Consider the following 23634-nt stretch of genomic DNA (forward strand, 5'->3'; position numbering starts at 1 on the left):
AAGGGGAGGCACGATGGGCGCGTCGATCGTCAGGAGTCCCGTACTGGCCGGGCTCGCCGACACCGTGCTGCAGCCGGGGTTCAAGGGCACGACCCTGCCGGACTGGGTGCGCAAACGCCTCTCGACGGGGCTCGGCGGCATCGCCCTGTACTCGCGCAACCTCGTGACAAGCAGTCAAATACGTGACCTAACCGCCGCAATTCGGGCAGAGAATCCGGAAGTGGTCATCGCCCTCGACGAGGAAGGCGGCGACGTCACCCGGCTGGAGGCCTTCACCGGCAGCTCCCGCCCCGGCAACCTCGCCCTCGGCGCCGCCGGCGACCCCGCGCTCACCCGCGCCGTCGCCCAGGGCATCGGCCACGACCTCGCCGCCGCCGGCATCAGCCTCAACTACGCGCCCGTCGTCGACATCGACGTCGAGGACAACCCCGTCGTCGGCACCCGCGCCTTCGGCTCCGACCCCGAGCTCGTCGCCCGCCACACCACCGCCTGGGTGACCGGCCTCCAGTCAGCGGGCGTCGCGGCCTGCGCCAAGCACTTCCCCGGCCACGGCGCCACCTCCGTCGACTCCCACGACGCCCTGCCCGTGGTCCGCCTCTCCCGCGAGGAGCTCGCCGCCACCGCCCTGCTCCCCTACCGCGCCGCCATCGCCGCCGGGGTGCGCGCCGTCATGACCGGCCACCTGCTCGTCCGCGCGTACGACGAGTCCGAGCCCGCCACCACCAGCCGCCGCCTCATGGTCCAGCTGCTGCGCGAGGAGCTCGGCTTCGACGGGCTCATCGTGACCGACGGCATCGAGATGCCCGCCGTCTCCGCCCCGTACGGCCTCGGCGGCGCCACCGTCCGTGCCCTCGCGGCCGGGGCCGACGCCATCTGCGTCGGCGGCGAGAACGCCACGCCCGGCGTCGTCGGGCTGCTGCGCAACGCCATCATGGCCGCCGTCGCCGACGGCACCCTGCCCGAGGAGCGCCTGGCCGAGGCCGCCGCCCGCGTCCGCGCCCTCACCCACTGGACGGCCACGCACCTCCCGATGCGCCCGCACGCCCAAGCGGTCCACCTCACCCCGCCCCCGCTCACGAGCCCCCAGACGCCCCTCACAGCGCCCAGCGCCCCGGAGTCCACCGTCCAGCCCTCCGCAGCGCCCGCCGGCCCGGGAGCGCCGGTCGAGCCCGCCGACGCCCCTACGGCCGCCGGCGCCTCCTCTCCGCAGCCGCCGGTCACGCCGCACCTCCCCGCCGCGCTCCCGCTGGCCGTGGGCTACCCCGAGTCCGCCCCGCGCAACGCGGCCCTGCTCGCCGCCCGCCGCGCGCTGCGGGTGACCGTGCACGAGCGCCCCACCGGCGACGGCCCGCCCCACGTGGTCGAGCTCGACTCCCCCGTCAACCTCGCCGTGGACCGCGCCACCCCGTGGGGCCTGGTCACCCCGCTGACCCGCCTCTTCCCCGGCACGACGAGCGCCCGCCTGGCCGACCCGGAGCCCGAAGACCTGGCCAAGGCGGTGGACGCGGCCGAGGACCGCCTCCTGGTGGTCGTCATCCGCACCGCCTACCGCCACACCTGGGTGACCGCGACGGTGGACGCCATCCTCGCCCGCCGCCCGGGCAGCGTCGTCGTCGAACTGGGCACCCCGGGCCACGAACGCCCCGGCGCCGTCCACATCGCCACCCACGGCGCGACCAACCCGTGCAGCGAGGCGGCGGCCACCGCCATCGCGCACCTGATCAGGACGTGAACAGCTCCTCGCGGGCCTGATCGAGGGCCGCCAGGACGGCGCCGCGCAACACCTGGTTGCCCTCGACCGTGCTGGTGGCCACCTGGGGCCGCACCGGGCAGATCCTGGCGACCGCCTCCTCCACCCGGGAGGTGAGCGTGCGCCCGCCCGCGTGGCCGACCTCGCCACCGAGGACGACGAGCCCCGGGTCGAGGATCACGCACACGGCCGCCACGCCCAGCGCGAGCCGGTGGGCGATCTCGTCGAGCAGCGGCTCGCCCTCGGTGCCCGCCGCGATGGCGACCTCGACGCACTCGCCGGCGTTGGCGGCATCGAAGCCGTGGCTGCGCGCGAGCTCGGTCACCGCCTCGGCGCTGACGAGCGACTGCAGGCCGCCGGCCAGCGACGGGAGCCTGCCCGGCGAGGTGCGGATGTCCTCGGGCAGCGGCACGCCGGGCACGGGCAGGTAGCCGATCTCGCCCGCGCTGCCCGAGCGGCCCCGGTGGAGCTTGCCGCCGAGCATGACCGCCATGCCGAGCCCCCGGCTGGACCACAGCAGCACGAAGTCGTCGAGCCCCTTGGCCGCGCCGTCGGAACGCTCGGCGATGGCGGCGAGGTTGACGTCGTTCTCGATCGTCACCTCGCGCTTGAGGTCGCCCGCGAGCGCCTCGTGGATGCCCTCGTGCCAGCCGGGCAGGTCGAAGGAGAACCGCACGTCGCCGCTGCGCGGGTCGACCACGCCCGGGGTGCCGATGACCACGCCGCGCAGCTTGGCGACGCTCACCTTGGCGCTGCGGCACGCCTTCATCACGGCCTCGTGCACGGCGGCGACCGGGTCGTCGTGCCCGTTGGGGTCGACGGCGGCCTGCGCGACCGTGCGGCCGTTGATGTCGGCGATGGCCGCGGAGATCAGCTCGGGGCCGATCTCCAGCCCGGCCACGTACGCGCTGGAGGGGATCACGGAGTAGAGGGCCGCGTTGGGGCCGCGCCCGCCGCCCTGGGTGCCGACCACCTCGACCAGCCCGCGCTCCTCCAGCCTGGCGAGCGTCTGCGAGGCGGTCACCTTGGACAGCCCGGTCAGCTCGCCGATCTGGCCACGGGTCATCGGACCGGTGGCCAGCAAGAGCTCAAGCGCGGCCCGATCGTTGATCTCCCGAAGAAGTCTGGGCACACCAGGCCGTCGCTCCACGCTTAATCCCACCGTCACATAGAAAAGGGTTGCTGGAAGTTTAGCGCTCTCACCACTCCTCTCCAGTGGTCAGGAGCGGTCTTGGATCTCATTCCCCGCTCCCGCGCTCCCCTATGCCACTAGGCATGTCCGGCTCGCCCGGATACGTCCGACTGCCGGTTTTCGGCGACCTTGCGGCGAACCAGTGTTGACCAGGAGGGATAATCGAGAACATGCGCCTTTCCGCTCGTGTCGACTACGCCCTCCGCGCCGCCGCCGAACTCGCCGCTGCCGGTGCCGGCCCGACCACAGTGGGCGAGCTCGCCAAGGAGCAGGACATGCCGCCCAAGTACCTGGAGAACATCCTGCTGCAGATGCGCCGCGCCGGTCTCGTCCGTGGTCAGCGCGGCCCCGAGGGCGGCTACGTCCTGGCCCGGCCCGCCGCCGAGATCTCCCTGGCCGACGTCATCAGGGCCGTCGACGGCCCGCTCGCCAACGTTCGCGGCGAACGCCCGGAGCACGTCGGCTACCGGGGGCCCGCCGAATCCCTCCAGCAGGTGTGGATCGCCCTGCGCGCCACCGAGCGGGCCATCCTGGAGGAGGTCACGCTGGAGCAGGTCGCCACCGGGGCGCTGCCCGACCGCGTCCGCCAGCTCGCCTCCGACCCCGCCGCCTGGGACTGACCCGCCCGGCGGCACCCCGTCAGCGGCCCAGCCTGGCGGCCGCCCAGAACAGCGCCAGCGCGGCCAGCTCGACGACGGCGGCCACAACCGGCAGCACGCCGCTGCCGTACGTCTCCAGGACCAGGCCGCCGAGCGCGCCACCGGCCGACACGCCGACGTAGACGGCACTGCTGTTCAGCGCCAGCGCCTGCGGGCCCGCCGTGCCCGCCAGGGCGAGCAGGCGCGTCTGCGCGGGCGGCGGGATCCACCACGACAGGCCCGCCCACACCAGCAGCACCGGCAGCAGCCACAGCAGTGGCACCGGCCGCAGGAACCAGCTCCCCACGAACACCGCCATCACCGCCGCGAACCCGCCGATCCCCGCCAGCAGCGCCCGCTCCGGCCCCCACCGGTCTGCCGCCCGCCCGCCGAGCATCCCCCCGGCCAGCCCCGCCACCCCCGCCAGCGCGAACACCCACCCCAGCTCCCTGGGCCCCGCCCCGGCCAGATCCCGCAGGAACGGCGCAAGGTAGGTCAGCAGCATCATGCTGCCGGTCACGATCGCCACCATCCCCAGCAACCCGAGCAGCACCCGCGGCCGCCCCAACGCCCGCACCCGCCCCCACACCCCTCCCCAAGAACCCCGCACACCCGCAGGCGCCTCCGCACCCTCAGACCCAGAATCCCGCACACCCGCAGACGCGAGGGCAGCGGCCGACCCGGACGGAGAGCCGGAGGCGGACGCGCCCCCCAAGGCGGGAGCCGATGCCGAGGCGGAGGCGGAGGCGGAGGCGGGCACAGGCGCGGGCCCAAAAGGGGGCGCGTCCCCGGACTCGGACGCGTCCCCGGACACCAGCGCGGCACCAGCGGCGCCTGCAGACGCCAAGGCGGACGCGGGCGCGGACGCGGAGGCTGCGGGGTCCGGGACGGTCGCGTCGCCCACGGCGGTCGCATCGCCCGGGGCGGGCCCGGGGTCCGGACCGGTCGGGGTTTTGGGCTCGGGTTCGGTGGTCGGGTGGGTTTCTGCCGGTACGAGGTCGCGTACGTCGGGGAGGGTGCGGTGGACGGCGACGAGGGAGGCAAGCCCGAGCAGCCCGCCGAGGACGAATGTGGCCTGCCACCCGAACGCCCCGCCCACCCAGGTGCCGATGGGCACGCCGAGCACGAGGGACCCGGTGAGCCCGCCCATGACCAGTGCCAGATAGCGCCCTTGGTGGCCTTCGGGCGCGAGGGAGGCGGCGATGGCGTACGCGGCGGGCACGACGGCGGCGGCGGCCACGGCGGCGAGCACGCGCAGCCCCATGAGCACGGGATAGCTGCTGACCAGCGCGGACGCCCAGTTGGCGGCGACGAACAGCAGCAGCGCCCCGGTGATGAGCCGCCGCCGCGGCCAGGAGGCGGTGACCACGGAGGCGACCGGCGCGGTGAGCGCGAAGGCGAGCGAGAACGCGGTGACGAGCTGCCCGCCCGCCGCCTCGCTGACGCCGAGCCCGCCGGAGATGGCGGGCAGCACGCCGGCGATCACGTAGTCGTCGGTGGCGAACGCGAACGCGGTGAACGTCAGCGCGAGCAGCCACCCGGGCGCACGGAACACGAGGAGACCCCCTCAATAAAGGTAACAGTCGTTACCCAAGATAAGGTAACAGTCGTCACCCCATCGCCGTCAAAGGGGATTCGCCGATGGCCAGGACCGCCGACCCGGCCCGCCGCGCCGAGCTGCTCGACCAGATCGTGGACTACCTGGCGGGCCACGGCCTGTCCACGCTGTCCATGCGCCCGCTGGCCGAGCACCTGGGCAAGACCACGCGGGTGCTCACCCACCACTTCGCCGACAAGGAGGCCCTGCTGTCGGCCACGATGGAACGCCTGGACGAGCGCCACCGCGCCTGGCTGCGCGCCCAGCCCGGCCGGACCGGGGCCGACAGCGTGGGCACGATCATCCGCGCCACCTGGGACTGGCAGCTGCGCGAGGAGAACCTGCCGATCGCCCGCCTGGTCCACGAGATCGAGGGCCTGGCGGCGGGCGGCCGGCTGGCGGGGCAGGTGCCGAGGCTGCTGGCGGACCGGTCGGAGTTCGTGACGGGCCTGCTGCGCGAGCGCGGCGTGCCGGAGGCCGACGCCGTGCGCATCTCGACGCTGGCCAACGCCGCCTACGCGGGACTGCAGGCCGACCTGCTCACGACGGGCGAGCGGGAGCGCGTGGAGCAGGCGCTCGACCAGCTCGTCGGCCTGGTGGACGGGTGGGTCGCCGAAGCCGTCCAAGATCATCCCAAGGACTAGACTGGGGGCATGCCGGAAGGAGATGCCGTCTACCGCACGGCCGCGCGGCTGCGGGGAGCGCTCGACGGGCAGGTGCTGACCCGCTCCGACTTCCGGGTGCCCCGCCACGCCACCGCCGACCTGACGGGCCGGACGGTGCTGGAGACCGTCTCGCGCGGCAAGCACCTGCTGACCCGGGTGGAGGGCGGCCTGACGGTCCACACCCACCTGCGGATGGACGGAAGCTGGCAGATCGCGCCCGCGGGCCGGCGGGTCGCGGGCGGCGACCAGGTGCGGCTGGTGCTGGCCAACAGCCGGTGGCAGGCCGTGGGCGTGCGGCTGGGGATGGTGGACCTGCTGAAGACGGCGGAGGAGAGCCGGGTGGTGGGCCATCTGGGGCCCGACCTGCTGGGCGACGACTGGGATCCGGCCGAGGCCGTGCGGCGGCTGCGCCGCACCCCGGACGCGACCATCGGCGAGGCGCTGCTGGACCAGCGCAACCTCGCGGGCATCGGCACCATCTATCGGGCCGAGACGCTCTTCCTGCGCGGCATCTGGCCGTGGCGCCGGGTCGGGGACGTCGAGGATCTGGAGGGGGTCGTCACGCTCGCGCGGCGGCTGCTCGACGCGAACAAACTCCATGCGGGCACGGTGACCACAGGTGACCGCCGTCCGGCGAACCAGACCTGGGTCTACGGCAGGGCGGGCAGGCCCTGTCGTCGATGCGGCACCCGCATCAGCCGCGGGGAGATGGGGGCGCAGTCACAGGAGCGGCTGATCCTGTGGTGCGGCGGCTGCCAGCCGGGCTAGGCCGCCACCATGTCCTTGACTTCGGGGAAGACGGAATCGGAGATCGACCCGGGGACCGAATCGGCAAGGGGGATGCGCTCGTGCTCGGGGGCTTCGGCGAGCACAGGGGCAGCCTGGAGCTCCGCCAGCGCGAACTGGTCGGAAACCTCACGCAGCACCTGCGACAACGGCACTCCCAGTGCCCCGCAGATGGACGCGAGCAGCTCGGAGGATGCCTCTTTCTGGCCACGCTCGACCTCGGACAGATAGCCGAGCGAGACACGCGCCAGCGTGGAAACCTCGCGAAGTGTGCGTCCCTGCCGCACGCGCAGCCGCCTCAGCACATCACCGAGCAGCTGACGCAGCAGAATCATCTGTCGCTCCCTCCCCGGCGTGGATGTCTTCACCACGCCCCGCGCGATCGGATCGTGCCGCCCATTGTTCTTCTTCGCTTCGTACATACTCCTCGCCGTCATCATCGGGCGTCTCCGCCCCTGGGCCGCCGCTCGTGGCTCATCACTCACAGCTCCACCGTACCCGTATCAACCGACACCGCGTCAGACCGTGCCTCGCATGTTCGCTCGGGACGTAACACGGTAATCATCCGGAATGTTCCCCTTTATTGGCCCTCAGCACACTTGCCAGAAGATCGATGGCCTCGTCCACCGTCCCCTCTCTGATACGCGCCCGCTCCCCCGAAAGGCTCAACCGGCGCCCCCACACTTCACCGTCGGGGCCGCTGACCGCGACGTGGACCGTGCCGACCGGCTGCCGGTCCTGCGGCTCGGGCCCGGCCACCCCGGTCACCGCCAGCCCGTAGCGGGCCCCGCACACCCGGGCCGCCCCGGCCGCCATCGCCGCCGCCACGTCCGGATGCACCGCGCCCTCCCGCCGCAGCAGCTCCGCCGGCACCCCCAGCAGCTCCTGCTTCAGCTCGGTCGCGTACGAGATCACCCCGCCCCTGAACACCCGCGACGCCCCCGGGACGGACGTGACCGCCGCCCCGATGAGCCCGCCGGTCAGCGACTCGGCCACCGCCAGCGTGGCCCCCTGCCGCACCAGCTCCGCCACGACCTCGGCGACGTCCGCCATGCTCTCACTCCCCGCGTGCCTGCCTGGCCACCTTGCGCAGCTTGACCGCCCTGATCACGTAATCGGCGCCGGTGCCCACGGTGACGACCAGGGCGGCGCCCATCACCGCCCAGCGCAGCGGGTCGGGCACGCCCGGCAGGATGTACAGGACGATCGCGGCGATCTGCAGGACCGTCTTGACCTTGCCGCCATAGCTGGCCGGGATCACCGCGTGCCGGATCAGCAGCAGCCTGAGCAGCGTGATGCCGAGCTCGCGGCCCAGGATCAGGATCGTCACCCACCACGGCAGCTCGCCCAGGATCGACAGGCAGACCAGCGCAGCGCCGGTCAGCGCCTTGTCCGCGATCGGATCGGCGATCTTGCCGAAGTCGGTGATGAGCCCGTATCGCCGGGCCAGCTCACCGTCGAGATGGTCGGTGAGCGAGGCCACCGCGAACACGGCCAGCGCGGCCAGCCGCCAGCCCGTGCCCGGCACGAAGAGACACACCACAAAAAAGGGGACGAGCGCCAACCGGAGGACCGTGAGGACGTTGGCGATGTTCCACGGGCTCACCACGCGGCGCTCGTCCCTGGTCATGGACCGGCCTTGATCCGCGCGATGAGATCGACGCCCTCGGCGTCGACCACGACCGCGCGGACGATCTGCCCCTTGACCAGACCGATGCCCTGAACCGTGACCGAACCGTCGACCTCGGGCCCCTGGTGGGCGGCCCGTCCCTCATAGCCGCCGTCGCCCAGGTCCTCGTCGATGAGCACGTCGACCTCGGTGCCGATGCGCTCCTCGGCCCGCTGGGAGGTGAGCTCCTCGGCCAGCTCGGTGAGCACGCGCACGCGCTCGTCGATGACCTCCTGGTCGAGCTTGCCGTCGAAGCCGGCCGCCTCGGTGCCGTCCTCGTCGGAGTAGCCGAACACGCCGATCACGTCGAGCCTGGCCTGCTCCAGGAAGGAGACCAGCTCGCCGAACTCCTCCTCCGTCTCGCCGGGGAAGCCGACGATGAAGTTGGAGCGCACACCGGCCTCGGGGGCCCGCTCGCGGATCGTCTCCAGCAGCCCGAGGAAGCGCTCGGGGTCGCCGAAGCGGCGCATCCGGCGCAGCACCGGCCCGCTGGCGTGCTGGAAGGACAGGTCGAAGTAGGCGGCGACGCCCTCGGTGCCGGCGAGCACGTCGATGAGCCCCGGCCGGAGCTCGGCCGGCTGCAGGTAGCTCGCCCGCACCCGGTCGACGCCCTCGACCGCGGCCAGGCGCGGCAGCAGCTTCTCCAGCGCCCGCAGGTCGCCGAGGTCCTTGCCGTAGGAGGTGGAGTTCTCGCTCACGAGGACGAGCTCGCGGACGCCGCGATGGGCGAGCCAGTCGGCCTCGGCCACCAGCTCTTCGGGGTCGCGGGACACGTACGCCCCCCGGAAGGCCGGGATGGCGCAGAACGTGCAGCGCCGGTCGCAGCCGGAGGCGAGCTTGAGCGAGGCCACCGGGCTCTCGTCGAGCCGCTTGCGCAGCACGCGGGGGCCGCTGGCGGGAGCCACCCCGGAGGGCAGGTCGCCGTGGCCGGGGATGGAGGATCGGGACCCGGCGCGCTCGACGGGTGAGATGGGCAACAGGGTGCGGCGGTCGCGCGGCGAGTGCGGAACGAGCCGCCTGCCTGCGATGACGTCGTCGAGGCGGCCACCGATGTCGGCGTAGTCGTCGAAGGAGATGACCGCACTGGCCTCGGGCAGCGCCTCGGCGAGCTCGTTGCCGTAGCGCTCGGCCATGCAGCCCGCGGCGACCACTTTGGCCCCCGAGTCCGCGGCGGCCAGCAGTGTGTCGATGGAGTCCTTCTTCGCCGAGTCGATGAAGCCGCACGTGTTGACGACGACGACATCGGGGTCGTCGTCGCCGAGCTGCCAACCGGCAGCCTCAAGTCGCGCGGCGAGCTCCTCGGAGTCGACCTCGTTGCGCGCGCAGCCCAGGGTGATCAGCGATGCGGTTCGGCGGGATGACATGGTGAACACTACGGTATCGGGAGTTGGCCACCACCCGATGCAGGGGCTACCTGGCTCGCGGCTTCCCAGGCCCGAACGAGCGGCGCACGACCTCCCCCCGGTCGCCGATCCGGCCCAGCTCCTTGCCGTTGACCTGCAGTGACACCGCGCCCGCGTCGGCCAGCAGCAGATTGACCTTCGAGGCGGCCCGCCAGGTCGAGCTCGCGCCCGCCTTGAGCGTGCCGGAGAAGAGCTTGCGGCCCTGCGCGTCGTGCACGTTGAGGTAGGACGAGCGCTTGGCCTTGACCTTGACCACGACCAGGTCGCCCTTGGCGATGGCCATCGCCTGGCGCGGCGGCCTGGCGGGCGCCTCGGTGAAGGGCCGGTTGGGCGGCACGCTCGGCGCCGACGTGGCGTGCTGGACCCCGGCCGAGCGGACCCGGTCGGACTCGCCGCCCATCACCCGCACCACGCCGAACACCACGACCACGGCCAGCGCCACGCCCAGCGCGGTCGTCCAGCTCGGGCCGCGCCGCTCGCCCAGCCGGACGCCGCGGTCGGCCCGGAAGACGTCAGAGGCCCGGACCGGCGGCGGCGCACCGCCGTGCTGCTGGTCGTAGAGGTGGACGACCGCCTCCGGGTCCAGGCCCACCGCCTTGGCGATCGCCTTGACGTGCCCCCGGGTGTAGAAGTCGTTCTCCGCGGGGTCGTCCCGTTCGATCGCCTGAATGATCACTTCGCGGATGCGCGTGTTCGCGCTCAGCTGCGCGACCGTCAGGCCCGCCGCCTCCCTGGCGGCCGCCAACATGGCACCCGTGCTCTGTTCCTGCATCGCAAACGCCTCCCGACCACAACGGAGCGTAGTCAGATATATTCAACCAGCTACGCTCCGGGAAACGTGCATTGGGGTCATTCGCCACGCAGGTCGGCTAGCAATCCGGGCAGATCATCCGGTTTCACCAGCACCTCGCGGGCCTTCGACCCCTCGCTCGGGCCGACCACGTTGCGGCTTTCGAGCAGGTCCATCAGCCGCCCGGCCTTGGCGAAGCCGACGCGCAGCTTGCGCTGGAGCATCGACGTGGAGCCGAACTGCGTGGTCACGATCAGCTCGGCCGCCTGGATCAGCAGGTCGAGGTCGTCGCCGATCTCCTCGTCGATCTCCCGCTTGACCGGCGCGGCGGCCACGTCGTCGCGGTATTCGACCTGCATCTGCGTCTTGCAGTGCGTGACGATCTCGGCGATCTCCTTCTCCGAGACGAACGCGTTCTGGATGCGGATCGGCTTGCTGGCCCCCATCGGCAGGAACAGCGCGTCACCCTGGCCGACCAGCTTGTCGGCGCCCGGCTGGTCGAGGATGACGCGGGAGTCGGTCAGCGACGACACCGCGAACGCCAGCCGCGACGGCACGTTGGCCTTGATGAGCCCGGTGACCACGTCGACCGAGGGCCGCTGGGTGGCGATCACCAGGTGGATGCCGGCGGCGCGGGCGAGCTGGGTGATGCGCACGATCGAGTCCTCGACGTCGCGCGGCGCGACCATCATGAGGTCGGCCAGCTCGTCCACGATCACCAGCAGGTACGGGTACGGCTGGTAGACGCGCTCGCTGCCGGGCGGCGGCTGCAGCTTGCCGGCCCGCACGGCCTCGTTGAACTCGTTGACGTGCCGGAACCCGCTGGCGGCCAGGTCGTCGTAGCGCCGGTCCATCTCGCCCACGACCCATTCGAGGGCCTCGGCGGCCTTCTTCGGGTTGGTGATGATGGGCGTGATCAGGTGGGGGATGCCCTCGTACACGCTGAGCTCGACCCGCTTGGGGTCGACGAGCACCATGCGCACCTCGTCCGGGGTGGCCCGCATCAGGATCGACGTGATGAGGCCGTTGACGCAGACGGACTTGCCCGCGCCGGTGGCGCCCGCGATGAGCAGGTGGGGCATCTTGGCCAGGTTGGCGACGATCGTGCGGCCCTCGACGTCCTTGCCGAGCCCGACGATCATCGGGTGGTGGTCGGCCTGCGCCACCTGCGAGCGCAGCACGTCGCCCAGGGCCACCAGGTCCTTGTCGGCGTTGGGGATCTCCACGCCGATCGCCGACTTGCCGGGGATCGGCGACAGGATGCGCACGTCGGCGGACTTGACGGCGTAGGCGATGTTCTTGGTGAGCGCGGTGACCTTCTCGACCTTGACCGCCGGACCCAGCTCGATCTCGTAGCGGGTCACGGTCGGGCCGCGGGTGAAGCCGATCACCTGGGCGTCGATGGCGAACTGCTCCAGCACGCTGGTCAGCGCGTTGACGACGACGGTGTTGGCCTTGGTCTGCGGCTTGGGCGCGCTGCCCGGCTTGAGGAACTTGAGGTCGGGCAGGTGGTAGGGGCCCGCCTGCGGGGAGAGGACGAGCTGCTCGACCTTGCGCGGCGCGGGCGTCGGCTCCGGCGGCTCGGGCTGCTTCCTGGCCGGGGCCGGCGGCTCCTCGTCCTCCTCCGTGAGGCCGGGCACGATCTCCGGCGAGTGCTCGCCCCGCTTGTCCTTCTCCGCGATGACGGGCGTGTCGTACGGCTTGACGAGGTCTTCCGGGTTGGCGGCGGGCTTCTTGACGCGCTTCTTCGGCGCCGTGGCGGGGGCGCCCTCGCCGCCCTGCCGCTCGAACAGCATGTGCCGCAGCTCGGCCAGCCGCTCCGGGATGCGGTGCACCGGCGTCGCCGTGATCACCAGCACGCCGAACCCCGACAGGAGCAGCAGCAGCGGGATCGTGATCCACGACGGCAGGATGCTCATCGGCGGCGCCGACACGATGAAGCCGACCATGCCGCCCGCCTGCGACACCTTGTCCATCGTGTTGTTCGCGTCGCCCGCCGGGTACGGGGTGCCGTTGGCGACGTGGATGACGCCGAGGATGCCGACGAGCAGCGCGCTCCACCCGATCACCATGCGGCCGGTGTCGGCGTTCTGGTCGGGGTGGCGCAGGTAGCGCCAGGCCAGCAGGCCGAGCAGCAGCGGCATGGCCCACGCCAGCGACCCGAACACCGCGTGGACCACGGTGTTGACCGCCTGGGAGACGCCGCTGCCGGTGTCGCGCCAGGTCATCGCGGCCAGCACGATCGCGCCCGCCAGCACGGCCAGGCCCACGCCGTCGCGCCGGTGCGCCGGGTCGAGCTCGCGGGCGTTCTTGCCGAGCGCCCGCGCGGTGCTGCCGATGCCGTTGGCCAGCAGCATCCACAGCCCGACCACGAGCTTGCCGATCATGGTGAAGACCCAGCTGATCGGGTCCTGGTGGGTCATCGAGCCCTTGCGGGCCGGCGTCGAAGCCTTGGCCCGGGACCGTCCCGCCGAACCTGCGCTCCGCTTGGCGGGGGTCGAGCGAGACGGGGCCGACCGCTTCGCCGGTCCCTTCGATGCGCTTTTCGGCGTACGGGTGGCCATGATGCCAAAGGTACGTCGGAGCCCCGGCGAAATCACCGTGACTCGCCGGTGTCCCCGCGAAACCCTTCTTCGTAACTCGCCGTTCCCGAGCCGTTCAGTCTGCCACTCTGAGAGTGACCGAACTGCCACATCGAGTGATGTTCTAGGACGCACAGTGGACGCGACGCAGGTGTCGAGCACTTCCTTCGACGGCACTCCCCATGCCCCGGCAGCCGCGCGGCGGTTCGTTCGCCAGGTGCTCGGCGAGTGGCGCCTGACCCATCTGACCGAGGACGCCGTGCTGCTGACCAGCGAGCTCGTCACGAACGCCGTGGTGCACGCGGGCACCGGCATCGAGCTCACCTGCCGGCTCGACGCCGACGCCGCGCCGGCCAAGCTGGAGATCGAGGTCGACGACCACGACCCCGGGCGGGCGATCCTGGCCGAGCGTCCGCCGTCGGAGCCGATGTCCACGCACGGCCGCGGGCTCGCGCTGGCGGGCATGCTGGCCGACGCCTGGGGCGTCACCTACACCCGCACGGCCAAGCGCGTGTGGGTGCGCATGGAGTTCGCGGGCGCGTCCGACAGCCCGGCGCCCGCTCCCCCGCCGCCGGGGGCCGGGCTCGACCGGCTGCGCGTCGCCGTGCTCGTCGCCGACGCCGCCGGCCGCGTCATCGCGTGGAACTCCGACGCCCGCACGCTGCTCGGCTGGACCGCCGAGCAGGCCGTCGGCAGGCGCCTGGCCGACCTGGTCGCCTGGCGCGGCTCCGGCCCGTACGCGCTGCCGCTGGCCGACACGCTGGCGCTGGGCCGCTGGCGGGGCGAGGCGCGGATGCGGCACCGCGACGGCCGCACGGTCCGGGTGTACGTGTCGCACCTGCGCACGGGCGGGCGCGCCGAGGACCGGCGGTCGATCTGGATGGTGACGGGCTGGGAGCACGGGTTCGTGCTGGCCGCGCCGCCCGCGCCGGTGCGCCGGGAGGCGGGCAGGCGGATCAAGGACCTGCTGGACCGCGACCGGCCGCTGGCCGAGCTGCTCGACACGATCGCGCAGATCGTGCACCTGTCGAGCGGCGGCGAGGCCACGTACGTGCTGCTGCGCGCCGAGAGCGGCAACCGGTTGGGGGTCGCGGCGGGCGTGGGCGACACGGCGGGGGTGGTGGGCGTGCCGGCGGCGGGCGTGTTCGCGCCCGACCGCACGGCCCCGGCGGTGCTGGAGGACCTGCTGGCGGTCGACGTGGAGCTGGCCCAGCAGTTGCGGGCCAGGTCGCTGGCGTGCGCGCCGCTGGTGGCGGGGGGCGAGGTGATCGGGCACCTGGCGGTGACCTCGGCCGCGCCCGGCCGCTTCGACCATGACCTCACCGTCAGCCTGCGCCACATCGCCGACCAGGTGGCGGTCACCGTGCAGCGCGAGCGGCTGGCCGAGCAGGACCGGGCGCACCGGGGCCGGCTCGCCTTCCTGGCCGAGGCGGGCGAGCTGCTGGCGGGCGTGCACGACGAGGAGGTGATCGCGGCGCTGTCCGCGCAGCTCGTGGTGCCGAAGATCGCCACCTGGGCGGCGGTCTACCTGACGGACCTGGCCGGGATGACGCGGCTGGCCCACGTGTGGCACAGCGAGGAACGGCACAACGCCGGCCTGCGCAAGTCGCTGCCGGCCATCCCCGGCACGCCGCTGGACGAGGTGGCCTGGCCGGTCGGGCAGGAGGCGGTGCTGTCGTTCCCGCTGATGACGCAGGGCAACGCGCACGGTGCGCTGGTGATCGGGCGCCAGGAGCCGACGCTGCCGCTGGAGCTGGCCGACCTGCTGGCCGACCTGTGCCGGCTGATCGCGCTCAACCTGCACACGGCCATGCTCTACACCCGGCAGGCGACCACGTCGCGGGTGCTGCAGCGCAGCCTGCTGCCGATGCGGGTGGCGCCGATGCCGGGCCTGGAGTCGGCCATCGTCTACGAGCCCGCCGGGGAGGGCGCGGACGTCGGCGGCGACTTCTACGACCTGTTCACGGTGGCCGGCCACTGGTGCTTCGCGCTGGGCGACGTGTGCGGCAGCGGGCCGGAGGCCGCCGCGGTGACGGGGCTGGCCCGGCACGCGGTGCGGCTGCTGGCCAAGGAGAACTACACGGTGGCCGACATCCTCGACCGGCTCAACCAGCGGGTGCTGGAGGAGGGCGAGGACGGCCGCTTCCTCAGCCTGCTGTGTGGCGAGCTGACGCCGCTGCCGGGCGGCGGCGCGCTGTGCACGGTCGCCTCGGCCGGGCACGTGCCGCCGCTGCTGCTGCGCGCCGACGGCCGGGTCGAGACGGTGGCGACGCCGCAGCTCCTGCTGGGCGTCGAGGACGGCGCCCGGTTCAGCGTGGAGTCGTTCGAGCTGGCGCCCGGCGAGGTGCTGCTGTGCGTCACCGACGGCGTGACCGAGCGGCGCAGCGGCCTGCGGCTGCTGGACGACGACGACGGGCTGGCGCGGCTGCTGGCGGGCTGCGCGGGGCTGAGCGCGCACGCGGTGGCCGACCGGGTGCGGCAGGCGGTCGAGTCCTTCGCCGACCACCCGTCGCGCGACGACGTGGCGCTGCTCGTGCTGCGGGCGCTGCCCGCGCGTCAGGCGGGGAAGGCGTAGGTGGTGGAGGAGGCGTGGCGCTCGCCCGGCCGGAGCACGGTCGAGGGGAAGCCCGGCTGGTTGGGTGAGTCGGGGAAGTGCTGGGTCTCCAGGCACAGCCCGGCGTGCGGGCCGAACGGGGTGGCGACGCCGTCGAGCATGCCGCCCGCGTAGAACTGCACGCCCGGCTCGGTGGTCGTGACCTCCATCGTGCGCCCGGTGACCGGCTCGACCACGGTGATGCCGCCGTCGAGGACGTAGCAGTGGTCGTACGCGCCGCCGAACCGCTCCCCCACCGCGTGGGGCGTGGTGAAGTCGAAGACGGTGCCCTTGACCGGGGCCCGCTCGCCGGTGGGGATCTTGCTGTCGTCGACCGGCAGGTAGTGGTCGGCGGCGATGCGCACCACGTGGCCGAGCACGTCGCCGCCGCCCGCGAGGTTGAAGTAGGAGTGGTTGGTCAGGTTGAGCACCGTGGGGGCGTCGGTCTCGGCCGCGTAGTCGAGGCGGAGCGCGTCGCCGTCGAGCGTGTAGGTGACCGAGGCGGTCAGCGTGCCGGGGTAGCCCTGGTCGCCGTCGGGGCTGGTCAGCGTGAGCGTGATGGACGAGCCGGTGACGTCGGCGACGGTCCAGGCCCGGCGGTCGAAGCCGTCGACGCCGCCGTGCAGGCTGTTGGGGCCGTTGTTGACGGGCAGCGTGTGCTCGGTGCCGTCGAGGGTGAACCGGCCGCGGGCGATGCGGTTGCCGTAGCGGCCGACGACGGCGCCGAAGTAGCGGCTGCGGGTCAGGTAGTCGTCGAGCGTCGGGAGGCCGAGCACCACGTTGACGCCCGACACCTCAAGCGTTTGCAGGATCGCGCCGTAGCTGAGCACCGCCGCGCGCAGGCGCCCCGACGACAGCTCGTGGCGCTCGACGGGCTCTCCCGACGGCAGCGTTCCGAAGATCATGAGTGGGTCTCTCCCGTTGACTCGCGGACGATCAGGCTGGTCTCCAGCACGGTGACGCCGCCGGTCGCGTCGGAGTCGACCGACTGGAGCAGCATGTCCACGGCGATCCGGCCCGCTGCGGCGGTGGGCATGGCGATCGTGGTGAGCTTGGGGCGGCTCAGCCGGCCGGGGACGATGTCGTCGACGCCGATCACGCTGATGTCGCCCGGCACGTCGATCCCGCGCTCGGCCAGGCCCTCCATGAGCCCGATCGCGACCAGGTCGTTGTAGGCGAGCACGCCGGTGGCCCCGGAGGCGATCACGTCGGTGACCGCGGCGAGGCCGCCGAGCTCGGTGGGCGGGTTGGGGCCGAGGAAGGTGACGTCGGCCTCGCTCATCGCGGCCGCCGCGGACTGCATCTCCTTGCTGGTCCACGACCCGCTCGGCCCGGTGACCAGGGCGAGCCTGCGGTGGCCGAGGCCGGTCAGGTGCTCGACGGCCAGCCGGACGCCGCGCCCGACGTCCATCAGGACCGTCGGCATGCCCTTGACCCGCCGGTTGACCACGACGAACGGCACCTCTTCGCGCAGCCGCTCGATCGTCCGGTTGGTCAGGCGGGGGCTGCACAGCAGGACGCCGTCGACCTGCTTGGTCAGGGTCTGGATGAGCTCTTCCTCGACCTGCGGGTCCTCGTCGGTGTCGGCGACGAACACGTGGTAGTCGCGGAGCCTGGCCTGCGCCTGCGCGGCCTTGATCAGCGGCGGGAAGAACGGGTTGGCGATGTCGGCCACGATGAGGCCGATGTTGTGGGTGCGCCCGGTGGTCAGCGCCCGCGCGGCCCGGTTGGGCCGGTAGCCGAGGTCCTCGGCGATGGCGAGCACCCGGGTGCGCGTCGCGGGGTTGACCAGATGGGGCGCGGAGAATGCGCGCGACACCGTGGAGACGTGCACGCCCGACGCCTCCGCCACGTCACGAATCGTCACCGCCACGCTAGGCCTCCGTGCATGCCCTGTACATTAATGCAAGCGCTTGTATCGCTGTCAATGGACTTCGAGAGTCTCTGCCAGAGCGCCAATGCCCACCATACCGGTTATACGGGCGTCGGCGCCCGTGTGAGCGGGGGCCGTGCGGCTTGACGTTCTCCCGACCCCGCCTCGATACTTTTTGCAACCGGTTGCGGTATTCGAGCCCCTTGCGGGAAGGTGAGCGAGCGATGACACGAACACTGGTGACGGGCAGCGCCGGAAGGCTCGGCCGCAGCCTCGTCACCACCCTGGTGCAGGCCGGTCACGAGGTGATCGGCGTCGACGTCACCGCCGGCACGCCCGACGAGGCCGCCGCCGTCCTGCCCGCCGACCTGACCGACCTGGGCGAGGCCTACGACGTGCTCACGCGCTTCAGGCCCGACGTCGTCGTGCACCTGGCGGCCATCGCCACCCCGTTCAGCCGGACCGACGGCGTCACCTTCCGCACGAACACCGAGCTGGCGTTCAACGTGTGCGCGGCGGCGAGCGCCACCGGCGTGGGCCGGGTCGTGGTGGCCAGCAGCCCCACCGTGATCGGCTACGGCGCCCCCGCCGGCTGGACGCCCGACTACCTGCCGATCGACGAGGACCACCCGCCCCGGCCGTGGAACTCCTACAGCCTGTCCAAGCTGGTCGCCGAGCAGACGATGGCGGCCTTCGCGCGCTGCTCCGACACCCGCTTCGCGGCGGTGCGGCCCTGCTTCGTCGTCGCCCCCGAGGAGTGGGCGGGCGCGCCGACCCAGTCGGGCCACACGATCGCCGAACGCCTCGACCGGCCGGAGATCGCCGGCGTCTCCCTGTTCAACTACATCGACGCCAGGGACGCCTCCGACATGATCTCGGTGCTCGTCGACAAGCTGCCCGGCCTGCCCAACGGCGAGGTGTTCTTCGCGGGCGCCGCCGACGCGCTGGCCCGCGACCCCCTCGCCGACCTGCTTCCCGCCGTCATGCCCGCCACCAGGGCCGCGGCGATCCACCTGACCGGCACCCGTCCCGCCTTCACCTCGGCCAAGGCCGAACGCATGCTCGGCTGGACGGCCAAGCGCAGCTGGCGCACCGAACTGGAGATCGGATGAACCTCACCGGAGTCCTCTTCTTCCCCGTCACCCCGTTCACCGCGGCCGGGGAGCTGGCCGAGGACGTGCTGGCCGAGCACATCGGCCGGGGCCTCGAACACCATCCGGGGGCGGTGTTCGCGGCCTGCGGCACGGGCGAGTTCCCGGCCCTGTCGGAGGCCGAGCACGCGGCGGCCGTCCGGGTGGCGGTCAAGACCGCGCGCGGCCGGGTCCCGGTGTTCGCGGGCGCGGGCGGCCCGCTCGGCTCGGCGCTCGCCCAGGCCAGGGCGGCCCGCGACGCCGGCGCCGACGGCCTGCTGCTCATGCCGCCGTACCTGATGAAGGGCACGCCCGAGGGCTTCCTCGCCTACGTGCGCGAGGTCGCGGCGATCCTGCCGACGGTGATCTACCAGCGCGGCTCGGTCGTCCCGACGCCCGAGCAGGCGGTCGAGCTGGCGCGCGTCCCCGGCGTGATCGGGCTCAAGGACGGCCTGGGCGACATCGACCTCATCCAGCGCACGGTCCTGGCCGTGCGCCGGGAGGTGGGCGACGGCTTCATGTTCTTCAACGGCCTGCCGACCGCCGAGCTGACCATGGGCGCCTACCGCGGCATCGGCGTCGAGCTCTACTCCTCCGCCGTGTTCGCGTTCGCGCCCGACATCGCCACCGCGTTCCTGAACGGCGCCGACCGGCTGCTCACCGAGTTCTACGAGCCTCTGGTACGGCTGCGGTCCAAGGCCCCCGGTTACGCGGTGTCCCTGGTCAAGGCCGGGGTGCGGCTCGGCGGGCTGGACGCCGGGCCGGTGCGCCCGCCGCTGACCGACGCCGCGCCCGAGGACGTGGCCGAGCTGGCCAGGCTGATCGAGCACGCGCGGTCGATCCAGCAGGGGCGGTCGATCGAGCAAGGGCGGGCACTGTGATCCGCGACCTCAGGGTCACCCCGCGGACGGTCGCGCTGCGCCGGCCGTGGGGCCCGGACGTGCCCGCCAACCACGTCCTGGTCGTCGAGGTGACGCTGGCCGACGGCCGGACCGGCACCGGGTTCTCCTGGACGCCGCAGATCGGCGCGAAGGCCGTCCAGGCCCTGCTGGAGCACGACGTCCGCGACGCGCTCATCGGCCTGGACCCGCACCCGGAGGTGGTGTGGGACCGGCTCTGGCGGCACCTGCGCGAGGCCGGGCCCGGCGGCGTCACCACGGTGGCGCTGGCCGGGGTGGACCTGGCGCTGTGGGACCTGCGGTGCGGCGAGCGCGGCCTGGCCGACGTGCTGGGCAGGCGGCGCGACAGCGTGCCCGTCTACGGCAGCGGCGTCAACCTGCACTACACGCTGGACGAGCTGGTCGCCCAGGCCGAACGCTGGAAGGCCGCCGGGCACCCCGGCGTCAAGATCAAGGTGGGCCGCCCCGACCTGCGCGAGGACGTCGAACGGGTGGCGGCGGTCCGCGAGGTCGTCGGGCCGGACACGCTGCTCATGATCGACGCCAACCAGCGCTGGGATCTGCACCGGGCCAGGCGCGCCGCCGACGCGCTGGCCCCGTACGGGCTGCACTGGCTGGAGGAGCCGCTGCCCGCCGACGACGTGGCCGCGCACGTGGAGCTGCGCCGGTCCGTCGGCGTGCCGATCGCCGTGGGCGAGAACGTCTACACCGTCTACGGCTTCCGCGACCTGCTCGCGGCCGGGGCCTGCGACGTCGTGCAGCCGAACGTCGTCCGGGTGGGCGGCATCACGCCGTTCCTGCGCATCGCGGAGCTGGCGCGGGCCTACGACGTGCCCGTCCACCCGCACCTGCTGCCCGACCTGTCCGGGCAGCTCGCGCTCGCGCTGCCGCTGCCGTGCATGGCCGAGGTCGTCGAGGACGCCTCGTTCGCCGCGCTCGGGCTGCTGGCCGAGCCGTACCCTGTCGAGGTGTCCGGCGCGGAGCTGCGCGCCGGCGGGCACCGGGGGCTCGGCCTCCGCTGGAGGTGACGATCGTGCGTGTCGTGCTGGCCGGAGCCCACGGGTTCGGCTCCCACTACCTCGACCGGCTGCGCCGGATGCCCGGGATCGAGCTGGCCGGCGTGTGCGACGTGCGCCCGGTCGCGCCGGAGCTGCTCGACGGGCTGGGCGAGCCGGAGGTGTCCGCCGACCTGCCCGGCCTGATCAAGCGGACCGGGGCGGAGATCGCCATCCTCGCCACCCCCATCCCGACGCACGCCGACCTGGCGCTGGCCGCGTTCGGCGCGGGCGCGCACGTGCTGGTGGAGAAGCCGACGGCGGCCACGCTGCGCGACTTCGAACGCATGCGCGCCGCCGCCGACGCCGCCGGGCTGGCCTGCCAGGTGGGCTTCCAGAGCCTCGGCTCGGCCGCCGTGCCCGCCGTCCGCGAGCTCGTCGCGAGCGGCGCCGTCGGCCGCGTCACCGGGATCGGCGTGGCCGGCTCGTGGCCGCGCCCGGCCGCCTACTTCACCCGCAGCCCGTGGGCCGGCCGCCGGGTGCTCGACGGCGTCGACGTGGTCGACGGGGCGCTCACCAACCCGTTCGCGCACGCCCTGGCCACCGCCCTGGCCGTCGCCGGGGCCGAGGAGCGCGGCGCCGTCGCCTCCGTCACCGCGGAGCTGTTCCACGCCAACCCCATCGAGTCCGACGACACCTCCGCGATCCGGATCGACCTCACCTCCGGGGTGCCCGTGGTCGCGGCCGTGACGCTCTGCGCCGCCACGCGCGACGAGCCGTACGTGCTCGTCCACGGCACCAAGGGCCGCGTGCGGCTCACGTACACGACGGACCAGGTCCAGGTGGACGACGGGCCCGCGCGCTCCTACGAGCGGGCCGACCTGCTGGCCAACCTCGTCGAGCACGTCCGCTCCGGCGCCGAGCTGCTCGTGCCCGTGCACCGGACCGGGGCGTTCATGGAGGTCATGGAGGCCATCCGGCTCGCGCCCGACCCGCTGCCGATCGACGACGCCCACCAGGACCTGTCCGGTGAGGGGCGGGTGCTGCCCGGCATCGCCGGCGTCGTCGACGCCTGCGCCGACCGGCTGGCCCTCTTCTCCGAGCTCGGCGTGAGCTGGGCGACCCCGCTGACCGTCTCCGGGACCGTCGTGGCCGAGTACACCACCGTGAGCGACCTGCCGCTGGAGGCCGCCCCCCGGCCGTTCCTGCATCCCGTACGGACGCTCGGCGGGACCGTCGTGACCGAGGTGCGGCCCGACGACCATCCGCACCACCTCGGCGCCGGAGTGGCCGTCACCGACCTCGGCGGGCGCAACTTCTGGGGCGGCCGCACGTACGTCCGCGACCGGGGGCCCGCCTGGCTGGACGACCACGGCACGCAGCGGCACTTGTCGTTCCCCGTGCGGGAGGCGTCCGGGTTCGCCGAGCGGCTGGTGTGGGAGCGGCCCGGCGAGCAGCCGATCGTCCGCGAGGAGCGCACCGTGCGCGCCGCGCCGCTGTCGCGCGGGTGGGCGCTCGACTTCGCGTTCACGCTGCACAACCTGACCGACCGGCCGCTGACCGTGCGCAGCTCGGCCACCAAGGGCCGGGCCGGGGCCGGCTACGGCGGCTTCTTCTGGCGGGCGCCCGCCGGATCACCGGGACTGCACGCGTTCACGGCCGCCGAGGAGGGCGAGGCGCGGGTGCACGGGTCGCGCGCGCCGTGGCTGGCGCTCGCCTCCGACGACTGGACGCTGGTGTTCGCGCAGGACGACGACCCGTGGTTCGTGCGCGTCGCCGAATACCCCGGCGTCGGCACCGCGCTCGCCTGGGACACGCCGCTGGAGTTCGGCCCCGTGCTGGCCCGGCGGGTCGCCGTCGTCGTCGCCGACGGGCGGCTGACCCGCGAGGAGGCCGCCGGGCTGGTCGCCGAGCTCAGGTCCTGAGCCGCTTCGCCAGCCAGGCGAAGGCGGCCTCCTGCATCGGGACGTCGAAGGAGTGCGGGGCGTCGTGGAAGACGCCCGCGTAGCCGCCCCCGGGGTAGCGGCGGGCGATCGCCTCGTGCGCCCGCCGCATCCCCTCCGGCGGGAACAGCGCGTCCCGCTCGGCGTACTGCACCAGCAGCGGGCGCGGCGCCCGCGCCGCCACCAGCGCCGGCCAGTCGCACAGGCGGGACAGGCCCGGCGGGTAGAGCATCCACGTGTGCGAGGCCACGTACCCGTCCAGCAGATCCGCGTACGCCGACACCATCGCCACCACCGCCACCGCGCGCACCTCCGGGTCGAACGCGCCCAGCAGCGCCGCCCGCAGGCCGCCGCCCGACACCCCCACGCAGCCCACCTCGCCGACGTCCGGACGGCCCCGCAGGTACGCCGCCGCCGCCAGGTCCTCGCCCGCCACCACGCCCGCCATCGACGTGCCCAGCAGCGTGCAGTACTTCTCCAGCACGTGCTCGTGGTGACCCGCCGCCGCGTCGTAGCGGTCCGCCTCCGACAACGCCGGATCACCGGCGTACGCGGCCACCCGGTCCGGCATGTCCGCCAGCGGGAACCGGCGGCTGCCCCAGCCGAACACGTCCGGCACCAGCACCGCGAACCCGCGCCCGGCCAGCTCCCCCGCGTAGGCGCGACCGCCGTAGATCTCCTCCCGCAGCCGCCGCACCTCCGCCGACGGACCCTCCGGGCCGTCGGCGACCTTCTCCTTGCCGGCCCACTTCATCCCGGCATGGCAGTGCAGCGCCACCACCCCCGGGAGCCTGCCACGCTCGCCGCGCGGCCTCAGCAGGTACGCGCGCGTCCGCGGGCCGAAGCCCACGTCCCACGACAGCTCCTCCCCCGCCACGTCACCCGCCTCCCAGGTGCGCTCCGTCCTGACGTCGGCCGCCACCAGGTCCAGCGTCCCGATCGTCTCCCTCGCCGCCTCGGCCAGCGCCGCCCCGGGCACCGCATCCGCGAACAGCCCCCGCCGCCGCCCGGCCACCTCCACCAGCCCCGAGAACACCCCAAGATGCCGCACTACCCGTCCTTCCTCTCCGCCTGATCGCCCCTTTCAGGGCCCGCCCTTCAGCCCTCCACCGGCCAGCCACCCCGCGGA

The 23634-nt window shown here is 73.4% G+C and carries 20 protein-coding genes; 9 read left to right on the forward strand and 11 right to left on the reverse strand.

Features of this window, described 5'->3' with window-relative positions; translation table 11 throughout:
- Positions 1–13: 13 nt before the first annotated feature.
- Positions 14–1732, forward strand: a complete 1719-nt coding sequence (locus AB0J53_RS22975; protein WP_364175476.1) for a glycoside hydrolase family 3 N-terminal domain-containing protein — start codon at positions 14–16, stop codon at positions 1730–1732.
- Here AB0J53_RS22975 and AB0J53_RS22980 read toward each other — a convergent pair.
- Positions 1722–2900 carry an ROK family transcriptional regulator gene (locus AB0J53_RS22980; RefSeq protein WP_364175479.1) on the reverse strand — a complete coding sequence of 393 codons (1179 nt, stop codon included), beginning with the start codon at positions 2898–2900 and terminating at the stop codon, positions 1722–1724. The genes AB0J53_RS22975 and AB0J53_RS22980 overlap by 11 nt on opposite strands.
- 212 nt (positions 2901–3112) lie before the next feature.
- Between AB0J53_RS22980 and AB0J53_RS22985 the strand changes: the two genes are divergently transcribed.
- The gene (locus tag AB0J53_RS22985) at positions 3113–3562 is read left to right on the forward strand and encodes an Rrf2 family transcriptional regulator (RefSeq protein WP_219503311.1); all 450 of its coding nucleotides are present in this window, start codon (positions 3113–3115) and stop codon (positions 3560–3562) included.
- A 19-nt stretch (positions 3563–3581) separates the two neighbouring features.
- On the opposite strand, the gene AB0J53_RS22990 is transcribed toward AB0J53_RS22985, so the two are convergent.
- Complete coding sequence (locus AB0J53_RS22990) at positions 3582–5135, reverse strand: MFS transporter (protein WP_364175482.1); 1554 nt, start codon at positions 5133–5135, stop codon at positions 3582–3584.
- Positions 5136–5221: 86 nt separating this feature from the next.
- Between AB0J53_RS22990 and AB0J53_RS22995 the strand changes: the two genes are divergently transcribed.
- The gene (locus AB0J53_RS22995; RefSeq protein WP_364175485.1) at positions 5222–5821 is read left to right on the forward strand and encodes a TetR/AcrR family transcriptional regulator; all 600 of its coding nucleotides are present in this window, start codon (positions 5222–5224) and stop codon (positions 5819–5821) included.
- 9 nt (positions 5822–5830) lie between these two features.
- A complete protein-coding gene (locus tag AB0J53_RS23000) occupies positions 5831–6610 on the forward strand; it encodes a DNA-formamidopyrimidine glycosylase family protein (protein ID WP_364175488.1) in 780 nt (259 codons plus the stop codon).
- Here the strand turns inward: AB0J53_RS23000 and AB0J53_RS23005 are convergent.
- From AB0J53_RS23005 to AB0J53_RS23030, 6 genes are all read right to left on the reverse strand, one after another.
- Positions 6607–6963, reverse strand: a complete 357-nt coding sequence (locus tag AB0J53_RS23005; protein WP_219503598.1) for a helix-turn-helix transcriptional regulator — start codon at positions 6961–6963, stop codon at positions 6607–6609. The two genes, AB0J53_RS23000 and AB0J53_RS23005, sit on opposite strands and share 4 nt — an antisense overlap.
- Positions 6964–7189: 226 nt before the next feature.
- A complete protein-coding gene (locus AB0J53_RS23010) occupies positions 7190–7681 on the reverse strand; it encodes a nicotinamide-nucleotide amidohydrolase family protein (RefSeq protein ID WP_364175491.1) in 492 nt (163 codons plus the stop codon).
- A 4-nt stretch (positions 7682–7685) separates the two neighbouring features.
- A complete protein-coding gene (pgsA, locus tag AB0J53_RS23015) occupies positions 7686–8258 on the reverse strand; it encodes a CDP-diacylglycerol--glycerol-3-phosphate 3-phosphatidyltransferase (protein ID WP_219503325.1) in 573 nt (190 codons plus the stop codon).
- Positions 8255–9661 carry a 30S ribosomal protein S12 methylthiotransferase RimO gene (rimO, locus tag AB0J53_RS23020; protein WP_364175496.1) on the reverse strand — a complete coding sequence of 469 codons (1407 nt, stop codon included), beginning with the start codon at positions 9659–9661 and terminating at the stop codon, positions 8255–8257. The genes pgsA and rimO overlap by 4 nt, the downstream gene beginning before the upstream one ends.
- Before the next feature lie 46 nt (positions 9662–9707).
- Positions 9708–10472, reverse strand: coding sequence for a helix-turn-helix domain-containing protein (locus AB0J53_RS23025; protein ID WP_219503330.1), 765 nt, complete (start codon positions 10470–10472; stop codon positions 9708–9710).
- 77 nt (positions 10473–10549) lie between these two features.
- Entirely contained in the window at positions 10550–13054 is a 2505-nt protein-coding gene (locus tag AB0J53_RS23030; RefSeq protein WP_364175500.1) for a DNA translocase FtsK 4TM domain-containing protein, read from the reverse strand.
- Between the two features lie 154 nt (positions 13055–13208).
- On the opposite strand from AB0J53_RS23030, the gene AB0J53_RS23035 reads away from it, so the two are divergent.
- Positions 13209–15647: a SpoIIE family protein phosphatase gene (locus AB0J53_RS23035; RefSeq protein WP_364175503.1), complete on the forward strand. Its 2439-nt coding sequence runs from the start codon at positions 13209–13211 to the stop codon at positions 15645–15647.
- Here the strand turns inward: AB0J53_RS23035 and AB0J53_RS23040 are convergent.
- Together AB0J53_RS23040 and AB0J53_RS23045 are read right to left on the reverse strand one after the other, a co-directional pair.
- Positions 15629–16570, reverse strand: coding sequence for an aldose epimerase family protein (locus AB0J53_RS23040; protein ID WP_364175506.1), 942 nt, complete (start codon positions 16568–16570; stop codon positions 15629–15631). The two genes, AB0J53_RS23035 and AB0J53_RS23040, sit on opposite strands and share 19 nt — an antisense overlap.
- On the reverse strand, positions 16567–17538 hold the full coding sequence (locus AB0J53_RS23045; protein ID WP_364175508.1) for a LacI family DNA-binding transcriptional regulator: 972 nt from the start codon (positions 17536–17538) through the stop codon (positions 16567–16569). The genes AB0J53_RS23040 and AB0J53_RS23045 overlap by 4 nt, the downstream gene beginning before the upstream one ends.
- A gap of 224 nt (positions 17539–17762) precedes the next feature.
- Between AB0J53_RS23045 and AB0J53_RS23050 the strand changes: the two genes are divergently transcribed.
- From AB0J53_RS23050 to AB0J53_RS23065, 4 genes are read left to right on the forward strand one after another with little or no spacing between them, the layout of a single operon-like run.
- Positions 17763–18650 (forward strand): NAD(P)-dependent oxidoreductase, encoded by an 888-nt coding sequence (locus tag AB0J53_RS23050; protein ID WP_364175511.1) that lies wholly within the window; start codon positions 17763–17765, stop codon positions 18648–18650.
- Complete coding sequence (locus tag AB0J53_RS23055) at positions 18647–19549, forward strand: 5-dehydro-4-deoxyglucarate dehydratase (RefSeq protein WP_219503349.1); 903 nt, start codon at positions 18647–18649, stop codon at positions 19547–19549. Before AB0J53_RS23050 ends, AB0J53_RS23055 begins: the two co-directional genes overlap by 4 nt.
- The gene (locus AB0J53_RS23060) at positions 19546–20595 is read left to right on the forward strand and encodes a mandelate racemase/muconate lactonizing enzyme family protein (RefSeq protein ID WP_364175515.1); all 1050 of its coding nucleotides are present in this window, start codon (positions 19546–19548) and stop codon (positions 20593–20595) included. Before AB0J53_RS23055 ends, AB0J53_RS23060 begins: the two co-directional genes overlap by 4 nt.
- Positions 20596–20600: 5 nt before the next feature.
- On the forward strand, positions 20601–22487 hold the full coding sequence (locus AB0J53_RS23065) for a DUF6807 family protein (RefSeq protein ID WP_364175518.1): 1887 nt from the start codon (positions 20601–20603) through the stop codon (positions 22485–22487).
- On the opposite strand, the gene AB0J53_RS23070 is transcribed toward AB0J53_RS23065, so the two are convergent.
- A complete protein-coding gene (locus AB0J53_RS23070) occupies positions 22477–23556 on the reverse strand; it encodes a hypothetical protein (RefSeq protein ID WP_364175521.1) in 1080 nt (359 codons plus the stop codon). The genes AB0J53_RS23065 and AB0J53_RS23070 overlap by 11 nt on opposite strands.
- Between the last annotated feature and the right edge of the window lie 78 nt (positions 23557–23634).

This window comes from Nonomuraea sp. NPDC049725, assembly GCF_040674795.1.
Taxonomy (GTDB): domain Bacteria; phylum Actinomycetota; class Actinomycetes; order Streptosporangiales; family Streptosporangiaceae; genus Nonomuraea; species Nonomuraea ceibae.

What these genes read in the sequence shown, in the direction of transcription:
- AB0J53_RS22975 (WP_364175476.1), top strand. Translation starts at nt 14, where the DNA reads ATGGGCGCGTCGATCGTCAGGAGTCCCGTACTGGCCGGGCTCGCCGAC.
- AB0J53_RS22985 (WP_219503311.1), top strand. Translation starts at nt 3,113, where the DNA reads ATGCGCCTTTCCGCTCGTGTCGACTACGCCCTCCGCGCCGCCGCCGAA.
- AB0J53_RS22995 (WP_364175485.1), top strand. Translation starts at nt 5,222, where the DNA reads ATGGCCAGGACCGCCGACCCGGCCCGCCGCGCCGAGCTGCTCGACCAG.
- AB0J53_RS23000 (WP_364175488.1), top strand. Translation starts at nt 5,831, where the DNA reads ATGCCGGAAGGAGATGCCGTCTACCGCACGGCCGCGCGGCTGCGGGGA.
- AB0J53_RS23005 (WP_219503598.1), bottom strand. Translation starts at nt 6,963, where the DNA reads ATGATTCTGCTGCGTCAGCTGCTCGGTGATGTGCTGAGGCGGCTGCGC.
- AB0J53_RS23010 (WP_364175491.1), bottom strand. Translation starts at nt 7,681, where the DNA reads ATGGCGGACGTCGCCGAGGTCGTGGCGGAGCTGGTGCGGCAGGGGGCC.
- pgsA (WP_219503325.1), bottom strand. Translation starts at nt 8,258, where the DNA reads ATGACCAGGGACGAGCGCCGCGTGGTGAGCCCGTGGAACATCGCCAAC.
- rimO (WP_364175496.1), bottom strand. Translation starts at nt 9,661, where the DNA reads ATGTCATCCCGCCGAACCGCATCGCTGATCACCCTGGGCTGCGCGCGC.
- AB0J53_RS23025 (WP_219503330.1), bottom strand. Translation starts at nt 10,472, where the DNA reads ATGCAGGAACAGAGCACGGGTGCCATGTTGGCGGCCGCCAGGGAGGCG.
- AB0J53_RS23030 (WP_364175500.1), bottom strand. Translation starts at nt 13,054, where the DNA reads ATGGCCACCCGTACGCCGAAAAGCGCATCGAAGGGACCGGCGAAGCGG.
- AB0J53_RS23040 (WP_364175506.1), bottom strand. Translation starts at nt 16,570, where the DNA reads ATGATCTTCGGAACGCTGCCGTCGGGAGAGCCCGTCGAGCGCCACGAG.
- AB0J53_RS23050 (WP_364175511.1), top strand. Translation starts at nt 17,763, where the DNA reads ATGACACGAACACTGGTGACGGGCAGCGCCGGAAGGCTCGGCCGCAGC.
- AB0J53_RS23055 (WP_219503349.1), top strand. Translation starts at nt 18,647, where the DNA reads ATGAACCTCACCGGAGTCCTCTTCTTCCCCGTCACCCCGTTCACCGCG.